Raw genomic sequence first — 9,100 nt, 5'->3', positions numbered from 1 at the left:
AGGTGCCGGTCACTAACCCAACGTAACCGGTGCCAACTACTGCTAATTTCATAGGTAAATGCTTAAGTGAAAGAATATAGAAGTTTCCAGGTAATTAATTGAATATTATGATAGATTGTACTTTTTAAATACATAGGGTGATCGGGACAAAAATAGAATTTTTTCGTCAAATCCAATCTCCCCCCTCCTATTTTACGATTGAAGGGTCCAAACCTGTTCTGAAAAACCGGTACATCAGACCGCCAGTACCTTCCAACACCGTTCAGTAAGTTCCTAATTTGCGGAAAAAGAGAAGCTTAAAGATTGTTTTAACATCCCTTGGACTAATTTGTTAATTAATTGTAAATTATTGAAAATTGCCTTCATCATCCCAAGAACCAGCAACCTGTTATGATTTCTGAAATTGAAGAAAATCAAGATTTAATTGTTAGAACCGTCCGCGATTTCGCAACCCGCCATATCGAACCCTTCGTGAGAGAATGGGATGAGAAACAGTACTTTCCGCTCGAGGTGATGCAACAACTAGGCCAATTGGGCCTATTGGGGGTTCTGGTCCCGGAAGCATACGGAGGGGCGGGTCTGGGCTACCGGGAGTATGTCGGTGTTATCGCCGAAATTTCCCGCGTAGACGGGTCGATCGGCCTTTCGGTGGCGGCCCATAATTCACTTTGTACGAATCATATCCTGCTTTTCGGTAACGAGGATCAAAAACAGCGGTTTTTACCGCAGCTGGCTTCCGGCGAGTTCATCGGCGCCTGGGGCCTGACCGAACCGAATACGGGGTCCGATGCGGGTAATATGCGTACGACAGCCACCCGCGACGGAACGCACTGGATTCTGAACGGTTCCAAAAACTTCATCACCCACGGCAAAAGCGGCCACGTTGCGGTGGTCATCGCCCGCACCGCCGATCCGAACACTTCCCATAACGCCACCGCCTTCATCGTCGAACGCGGCACGCCCGGATTTTCGGCCGGGAAGAAGGAGGACAAGCTCGGTATGCGGGCCTCCGAAACCGCCGAGATGATCTTTCAGGACTGCCGGATACCGGACGCCAACCGGCTCGGCGAGGTGGGCGACGGCTTCATTCAGTCGCTCAAAGTGCTCGACGGCGGGCGTATTTCCATTGCCGCCCTCAGCCTGGGAATAGCCCAGGGGGCGTTCGGCCATGCGCTGCGGTATGCGCAGGAACGGCAGCAGTTCGGACAGGCCATCGCGCGGTTCCAGGCCATCGGCTTCAAACTGGCCGACCTGGCAACCGAGATCGAGGCCGCCCGGCTCCTGACCTACCAGGCCGCCGACCTGAAAGATGCCGGAAAGGCCGTCACGCGTGAAGCCGCCATGGCGAAGCTGTTCGCATCGGAAGTGGCCGTCAAAGCCGCCAACGAGGCCGTGCAGATCTTTGGGGGCTACGGATTTACCAAAGATTTTCCGGTGGAAAAATACTATCGGGACGCGAAGCTCTGTACCATCGGGGAAGGCACCAGCGAAATCCAGCGGCTCGTTATCTCACGGCAGCTGCTGAAATAGCCGGCTTTGTCCAGAGTATTTTCAACAGGCGGATCGACGGGTTCGCCTGTTCTGTTTCCGGTCTTTTTAACTGGTTATGCCCGAAACTTCAGCCTGCGTTTCGGTTCCTTCGCTCAAACCACCTCCCGCTTCTCCGGCCCAGATTCCTTTTATTTATTAATTTTTCTGTTTATCATCACAATTCTTGAAGCCCTACTTCTTTTCATCCATCTTTCCACCGTCTTAACTTAATCGAATCTTATGGGATACGTTTTCCTGACCCTTGCCTTTCTGGCCCTCGTGGTCGTGTTCGCCACCGTCAAGGTCGTCCCGCAGCAGACGGCCTACGTCGTCGAGCGGCTGGGGAAATTTTTTGCGGTACTTCAGCCCGGCGTCAATTTTATCATTCCGTTCTTCGACCGGGTGGCCTACAAACACAGCCTGAAAGAAACGGCCCTCGACATCCCTGAGCAGATCTGTATCACCCGCGACAACGTGCAGGTGCGGGTCGACGGGGTTATTTTCATCCAGATCATCGACCCCATGAAGGCCTCCTACGGCATCAGCGACTACCGGTTCGCGGTCAGTCAGCTGTCGCAGACCACCATGCGGAGCGAAATGGGCAAAATCGAACTGGACAAGACTTTTGAAGAACGAACGACGATCAACCAGGCCGTCGTCCATGCCATCGACGAAGCCGCCATCGGCTGGGGCGTCAAGGTCCTTCGGTATGAGATCAAGAACATTACCCCGCCCCAGACCGTACTGAATGCCATGGAAAAGCAGATGCAGGCCGAACGCGAAAAACGGGCCGTTATTCTGGAATCCGAAGGCCAGAAACAGTCGGCCATCAACCTGGCCGAAGGGCAGAAACAAAAGGTGGTGCTGGAGTCGGAAGGGATCCGGATGCGGCAGATCAACGAAGCCGCCGGGCAAGCGGAAGCCATCAAGTCCATCGCCGACGCCACCGCCGAAAGCATCCGGAAGATAGCCCTGGCGATTCAGGAAGAAGGCGGTATGAATGCCGTGCAGCTGCGGGTAGCCGAGCAGGTCGTCGGGCAGTTCGGCAACCTGGCCCGCACCAACAATACGCTGATTCTGCCGGCCAATTTCGGGGATTTGTCGTCGATCATCTCCACGGCCATGACCGTCGTGAAACAACAGGAAAAAACTCCGTAGGTATGACTCTACCCCAACTCTGGGCGATTTTAGGGATCCTTTTCCTCATCGCCGAACTGGTTTCCGTCTCCTTCGTTTTTGCCTTTCTGGGGGTGGGCGCCCTGGTGACCGCGCTCTTTTCCTGGGTCGGTCTGACCGAGGGCGTGGCCGGCCAGCTTCTGACGTTCTCGGTGGTTACCGTCGCCACCCTGGCCTTCGGCCGCAAGCCCCTCAAAAGCTGGTTCCGGAACCGGGGCCGGGGCCGCGATTACGTGGAATACGTCGGTGACCGCGCCACGGTCACGAAAACTATCCCGGCGCAGGGCGAGGGCCGGATCGCCTATCGGGGTACGGAGTGGATCGCCGTCTCTGAAAACCAGGTGTCGATCGGGGCCGGGCAGATGGTGGTGATCCGGCAGATGGACGGCATCCGGGCGGTGGTGACCGCCGTCACGGAAAATCAGGTTACGCTCTAAAACAAAACCGGGTGGCTTCCATTGAGAAGCCACCCGGTTTGCAGCAGCGGATCGTCAGTCCTTCACGACTTCGCGGTCCGCTTTTTTGGTCGTCGATTTAGCGCGGGCCTTCATGTCCTTGGCGTCGCTCTTCATCTCCTTCTTTTCGGCTTTTTCCAGCTTCTTTTCAGCCTTTTCGCGGCTGATCTTCGCAGTCAGTCTGCTCCGGCTTTCGCGGGCGTTCATCATTTTCTTTTCGGCCTTATCTTCTTTTTTGTCGGCCTTCATTTCCTTCTTTGCCTCTTTTGCTTCCTGCACGGCCTGAGCAAAAGTGGTTTGGGACGCAAGCACCATTACGGCACATCCCGCTGCAATCAGTAGCCTTCGCATGGTCTTTCTATTAGGTTTGATTCACCTGCCGATCTGGCAGGCATTCTAAACATCACCTAAACCACCATTAAAAATAGCCTGTTTAACGGACAGGCTATCAGTTACTTAACGGAACAAATCCTGATTTTTCGGTGAACCTCAGGGCCGGATGGCTTCCACGACGGGATTGCCGATGGCACCGTTCGGTTCCAGAATGTGCAGGAGAGCCGCTACCGTCGGGGCGATGTCATGGATGTGAGTCCGGCGGGTAGTCTCGCCGGGCCGGATGCCCCAGCCATACAGAAGGAACGGCACATGGGTGTCGTAGCTGTAGGTGGTGCCGTGGGTGGTTCCTCCCTTGCCGTATCCTTCCACCCAGCCTGGTTCGTAGATGATATAAAAATCACCGCTGCGGTTGGGCTGATAGACGTTGCGAAGCAGATTCATCTGGTATTCAGGCACCGCCGTGGCATTCAGGTTATGAAAATTAACGACGTTCAGAACGCCCCCGCGCTTCAGGAACTCGTTCCGGACCACCTGATAGGCGTCATCGATGCTCACCTTCTTCTCCTGCAGAAGATCCAGATTGAGATAAACCTGCTGGTTGATGTAGCGGCTGACCCACTGGCCCGGGCCGAAGGCTTTTTCCATTGCCGAAGTAAGGGTGCCGGTCGCAAAAGTGCTTTCCCGGTTTCCGGCCGGGATTTTCAGGCTTTTTGCAAAGCCCCAGGTCTCGGCGGCTCCGTGGTCGGCGGAGAGAAAGGCCAGGTAGTTGCCTTTTCCGACCTGCGCATCCAGGGCGGTCAGCAGTTCGGCCAGGACACGGTCGAGCCGCAGGTATTCATCCTCGGCTTCCACCGATTCCGGCCCGAAGCGGTGGCCGATGTAATCCGGGGAGGAAAAGCTCACAGACAGAAAGTCGGTTTGGGTGCCCCGACCCAGATTCTCGCCTTTCAGGGCCGCCAGGGCCATTTCCTTCGTCAGCTGATCGCCGAAGGGGCTGGTGCGGAGTTCCTCGAACTTTAGGCCCAGCGCAGCCACGAACTGGTGCGGGAATACGGGCTTCGTCTCGCCCTGCATCACATTTTCAAAGGGTACGTCGTCCGCTGTACTTTCGGTATACTGGTTCAGAGCCAGCAACGGTTCCCATTTCTGGTTAATATACTGATCGGGCAGCCGGCGGGCGTTGAGGTCTTTCACCCACTGCGGCAGGTCCTGCAGGTAATAGGTGCTCGAAATCCAGTTGCCGTCCTTCGAGTCGAACCAGTAGGCTGCGTTGGCCGCGTGGCCGGCCGGCAGAATGGCTCCCCGATCCTTCAGGGCGATGCCGATCACCTTCGATTGTCCCTGCGTGGCAATCTTCAGCTGATCGCAGATATTGGAAACCAGCATATTACGGGGCGACATCTTTCCGGCAGCGCCGGTATTGCCGACCGTCGTGACAGAAGTATCTTCCGTGCAGTATACGAGCCGCCCGAGACGCCGGTCATACCAGTCGTTGCCTACGATTCCGCTCAGGGCCGGGGCCGAACCGTTGTAAATATGGGAATGACCGGGGCCGGTGTACGTGGCCGCGTAGTGGTAATGGTTGTTCCGGCAGTTGAAGCCTTCGCGCATGAGCCGTTTGAAGCCGCCCTCTCCGAATTTAGTATAATACCGGTATAGGTAGTCGTAGCGCATCTGGTCGACCACCAGCCCGACTACCAGCTTCGGGCGCGGAAGGGTCTGCGGGCCGGATGCGGCTTTTTTCGGCTGGGCCATCCCCCCGCCGATCGTCATCAGAATAAAGAGAAAGGTCTGGAACGTTTTTTTCATGGAATCTGCCGGTTGGAATGAAAGGCCGGGGCCTCCCGGTTTTCAACGATCGCAAAAGTAGCGAACAAAAGCAGTTGAACCGACGTTTCACGGAAAAGTAACGCACCAAATGACACCCACAGCCGCTATAAAACCCGTCCGGACCGGCAACCGTGGTCTCTGGTATGCTGCGGCCATCCTGATCGGCTGGTTCGGTATGCTGGCGATGCTGCTGAACTATCCCATCGACTGGCGGAATCCGCTGGTATACCTCTTCGCTCTGGTGCAGACGCATCTGTATACCGGGGTGTTCATCACGGCCCACGATGCCATCCACGGGGTGGTGGCCCCCGGCCGCAAACGCCTGAACTACGGCATAGGTTTCCTGTGCGCCACGCTGTTCGCCTTCAATAATTTCAACCGGCTTTCCCGAAAACATCATCTCCACCACCGGCATTCGGCTACCGACGACGATCCGGATTTTCACGAAGGAAACCCCAGTTTCGTCGCCTGGTATTACAGTTTTCTGAAGGAATATATATCGGTCGGGCAGATCGTTCTGATGGCAGTCACCTACAATATCCTGAAGCTCTGGTTTCCGATGGAAAACCTGATCGTTTTCTGGATGGCCCCGGCCATTCTAAGCACGTTTCAGCTCTTTTATTTCGGAACCTATCTCCCGCACCGCGGAGAACACGAGAACGCCCCGCACAATGCCCGCAGCCAGAAGCTGAACCATACGATGGCCTTTCTGACCTGTTATTTCTTCGGCTACCACTACGAACACCATGCCTACCCCTACCTGCCGTGGTGGAAATTGCCGAAAGCGAGGGAGTTGACCGAAAAAGGGATTTGAGGGCTGAAAAAGCGATCCGGCCGGATCACTTACTCCGGTCGATGGTGTACTGCACCAGTTGATCGAGGGAGGTTCGAAAGACCGATTCGGGCAGGGTATCGAGAACGGTTTTGGCTTCCTCTACATACCGGCTCATCACCTGCGTGGCATACTCGATTCCGCCCGACTTCTTCACGGCGTCAATCACTTCGGCCACCCGCTTCGGGTTCTCGCTTTCGTTTTTGATGATCTGGATGATGCGCCGTTTCTCCGACCAGCCGGCCCGGTTGAGCATATAAATCAGCGGCAGCGTCATTTTTTTCTCCTTGATGTCGATCCCGAGCGGTTTTCCGACCTCGGCTTCCCCGTAGTCGAAGAGGTCGTCTTTGATCTGGAAGGCAATGCCGACCTTTTCTCCGAACACCCGCGCTTTCTCGATGACCTCCGGCGACGCGCCGGCCGAGCGGGCCCCGACGGCGCAGCAGGCCGAAATCAGGGATGCGGTTTTCTGCCGGATGATTTCGTAGTATACCTCTTCGGTAATATCCAGCCGACGCGCCTTTTCAATCTGGAGCAGTTCGCCTTCACTGATTTCCCGGACGGCCGTCGAAACGATCTTCAGCAGGTCATATTCTGTATTTTCTACGGAAAGAAGCAATCCCCGGGAAAGCAGGTAATCGCCGACCAGAACCGCAATTTTGTTCTTCCAGAGCGCGTTGATGGAAAAGAAACCCCGGCGGTAATTGGAATCGTCGACCACGTCGTCATGAACGAGCGTAGCGGTATGAAGGAGTTCGATCAGGGCAGCGCCCCGGTGGGTCGATTCGGTAATACCGCCACAAACGCCGGCCGTCAGGAACACGAACATGGGCCGGATCTGTTTGCCTTTCCGGCGAACGATGTAGTTCATGATCTGATCCAGGAGCATTACGTCACTTTTCATAAACTGCCGGAATTTGTGCTCAAACGTTTCCATTTCAGCAGCAATCGGCGCCTGTATGTTCCGGATCGAAATTGGCATATTGTACGCGGCCCGTCAGAATCCGCGGACGGTTTTACGGGCGCAAGTATACCACTCAAATACGATATAAGCGGCTTTCGGTTCCAAAAACTTCGGCGGGATTGGAAGATTGGCCCCAAAAATGTAACCTTACGTCCATACGTTTTTTGACCCAAAATCTGAACTATGCGGGCACTTGTTTTAGGGGGTGGTTCCCTGAAAGGCGCTTTTCAGGCCGGAGCGATTCAGGCCGTTCTGGAATCCGGTTTTGAGCCGGATGCCGTCTACGGAATTTCGGTCGGCAGCCTGAACGCCACCTTCCTGGTCCACGAAGCCGGAAAACAGCGGGCCGAACACGGGGTCGTCGACTGGCCCAAAGCCGGCCGTCGTCTCATTGAGTTCTGGGTCCGGAACATCACCCGGCCGGAGGACGTGGCCGTGGTCCGCTCCCGCTTCATGATGGGCTATAACACCCTGATGAGCCGGTTCGACGGGCTGCTCGACAACTCCCCCATTCAGAACCTGATCCGGTCGCAGATCCAGATTCCCATCCTGGTCAACAGCCCCGTGAAGCTGAAAGTCGGGGCCGTCGACATTATCAACGGCGACCTGATTTACGCCGACAACGAAGACGAGAACATCCTGGACTATGTCCTGGCCAGCAGTTCGCTCCCGTTCCTGATGCCCGCCGTGGCCATCGGGGGCGACCACACGAAGGCATTTCTGGACGGCGGCCTGCGGGAAGTGGCTCCGCTGCGGCAGGCCATGGAGGACGGCGCCACCGAAATCGTGTGCGTGGCCTGCCATGCCAAACGGATCTTCAACGAAAAATTCAACTATCGCAGCCTGCTCAATCTGGTCGAGCGGGTGAAGGACATCACGGTGAATCAGATCGTCAACAACGACATCGCCTGGGCGCAGCGGTTCGTCGATCACGAGAAGAAACTCGGCCACGACCTGCGCCTGCTGATTATCCGTCCCCATGAGCCGCTTTACCTCAATATCATGAAATTCTCTTCCGACGACATCGGGCGGCTCATCGTTCAGGGTTACCAGAACGGAACGGAGGTGCTTCGGAATCAGGGCGTGGAACGCAAAGTGTGACCTCTGTTTACGGAAACAGCCGCCGGACTTCCACCGGCCGGTCGGTGGTCAGGATGTCGGCGCCGGTTCGGAACACGGTTCGGTAGTCTTCCGCCACCGCTTCGACCGGCTGCTCATCCAGATTGCCCGGTCCGTAGGTGCCGGCCGTCACGGAAATACCGTAGCGATGCAGGGACTCGTAAAACTCCTTTTTCTGCCGGGAGGCCAGCGCAATCACATTCCGGATCGCCAAACCGGCTTTTCGCAGCGTTTCGGTATGGTCGGCCTGGTTGAATCCCAGCGCCACCCAGACGGTCGGAAACCGCTTCTGGATAGCGAGGGCATCTTCCGTCGAATAGCAGATGATGAACACGCTGTTCAGGGCGCCTTCGGCGGCAATCAGATTCATCACCTTCCGAAGATCGACCCCCGGTTTGGCGTCGATCGCCATCAGCACCCGGCCGGCGCCCCACGCCAGCACCTCCTCGAAGCGCGGGATTCGTTGGCGCGTCGGACGGCCCTTCAGATCCCGCAGAAACACAGTTTTCAACTCCTCCCACGGCATCGCCTGCACCGAGCCCGTCCCGGTGGTGGTCCGGGCGATGTCGTCGTCGTGCAGCAGCATCAGAACGCTGTCGGCCGTCATCCGGACATCCATTTCCAGAATGGCTTCGGGGACCTGCCGGAAGGTGTTGCGAAAGGTTTCGAGGCTGTTTTCGGTCTCGTGGGCCTGCGGGCCGCCCCTGTGCGCCAGAATCAGGGGCACCGTCCGGGCCGGATCGTGCCGAAGAACCTGGTCGATGGCTTCCGGGCGGGCAAACGGGCGGGCCTTCTGGGCCGTCGCCGGCAGCAGGGCCGCCAGCATGAAAACCGTGAGAAGGGTCTTTTTCATCGGAT

9 protein-coding genes are annotated in these 9,100 nt (G+C 56.5%); 5 read left to right on the top strand and 4 right to left on the bottom strand.

The window, feature by feature from the left end:
* Nucleotides 1–390 precede the first annotated feature (390 nt).
* From DX909_RS27305 to DX909_RS27295, 3 genes are all read left to right on the top strand, one after another.
* Nucleotides 391–1,530 carry an acyl-CoA dehydrogenase family protein gene (locus tag DX909_RS27305; RefSeq protein WP_128548425.1) on the top strand — a complete coding sequence of 380 codons (1,140 nt, stop codon included), beginning with the start codon at nt 391–393 and terminating at the stop codon, nt 1,528–1,530.
* Nucleotides 1,531–1,770: 240 nt separating this feature from the next.
* Complete coding sequence (locus DX909_RS27300; protein ID WP_128548424.1) at nt 1,771–2,688, top strand: SPFH domain-containing protein; 918 nt, start codon at nt 1,771–1,773, stop codon at nt 2,686–2,688.
* Nucleotides 2,689–2,690: 2 nt separating this feature from the next.
* Nucleotides 2,691–3,143 (top strand): NfeD family protein, encoded by a 453-nt coding sequence (locus DX909_RS27295; RefSeq protein WP_128548423.1) that lies wholly within the window; start codon nt 2,691–2,693, stop codon nt 3,141–3,143.
* 54 nt (nt 3,144–3,197) lie between these two features.
* Here the strand turns inward: DX909_RS27295 and DX909_RS27290 are convergent, their stop codons facing one another.
* Together DX909_RS27290 and pafA are read right to left on the bottom strand one after the other, a co-directional pair.
* Nucleotides 3,198–3,512 (bottom strand): hypothetical protein, encoded by a 315-nt coding sequence (locus tag DX909_RS27290; protein ID WP_128548422.1) that lies wholly within the window; start codon nt 3,510–3,512, stop codon nt 3,198–3,200.
* A gap of 138 nt (nt 3,513–3,650) precedes the next feature.
* Nucleotides 3,651–5,306: an alkaline phosphatase PafA gene (gene pafA / locus DX909_RS27285; RefSeq protein WP_128548421.1), complete on the bottom strand. Its 1,656-nt coding sequence runs from the start codon at nt 5,304–5,306 to the stop codon at nt 3,651–3,653.
* Between the two features lie 109 nt (nt 5,307–5,415).
* Here pafA and DX909_RS27280 point away from each other — a divergent pair, with 109 nt between their 5' ends.
* On the top strand, nt 5,416–6,141 hold the full coding sequence (locus tag DX909_RS27280) for a fatty acid desaturase (protein ID WP_128548420.1): 726 nt from the start codon (nt 5,416–5,418) through the stop codon (nt 6,139–6,141).
* Between the two features lie 25 nt (nt 6,142–6,166).
* Here DX909_RS27280 and DX909_RS27275 read toward each other — a convergent pair whose 3' ends face one another.
* The gene (locus DX909_RS27275; RefSeq protein WP_128548419.1) at nt 6,167–7,141 is read right to left on the bottom strand and encodes a polyprenyl synthetase family protein; all 975 of its coding nucleotides are present in this window, start codon (nt 7,139–7,141) and stop codon (nt 6,167–6,169) included.
* Between the two features lie 165 nt (nt 7,142–7,306).
* Between DX909_RS27275 and DX909_RS27270 the strand changes: the two genes are divergently transcribed.
* Nucleotides 7,307–8,224, top strand: a complete 918-nt coding sequence (locus DX909_RS27270; protein ID WP_128548418.1) for a patatin-like phospholipase family protein — start codon at nt 7,307–7,309, stop codon at nt 8,222–8,224.
* A gap of 7 nt (nt 8,225–8,231) precedes the next feature.
* Here the strand turns inward: DX909_RS27270 and DX909_RS27265 are convergent, their stop codons facing one another.
* Nucleotides 8,232–9,095 carry a glycerophosphodiester phosphodiesterase family protein gene (locus DX909_RS27265; protein WP_128548417.1) on the bottom strand — a complete coding sequence of 288 codons (864 nt, stop codon included), beginning with the start codon at nt 9,093–9,095 and terminating at the stop codon, nt 8,232–8,234.
* Nucleotides 9,096–9,100 lie beyond the last annotated feature (5 nt).

It is taken from the genome of Larkinella soli (assembly GCF_003703975.1).
In the GTDB taxonomy this organism is placed as follows: domain Bacteria; phylum Bacteroidota; class Bacteroidia; order Cytophagales; family Spirosomataceae; genus Larkinella; species Larkinella soli.
Note: the sequence above shows the minus strand (reverse complement) of the source record. Positions and strands in the feature narration are given on the sequence as shown.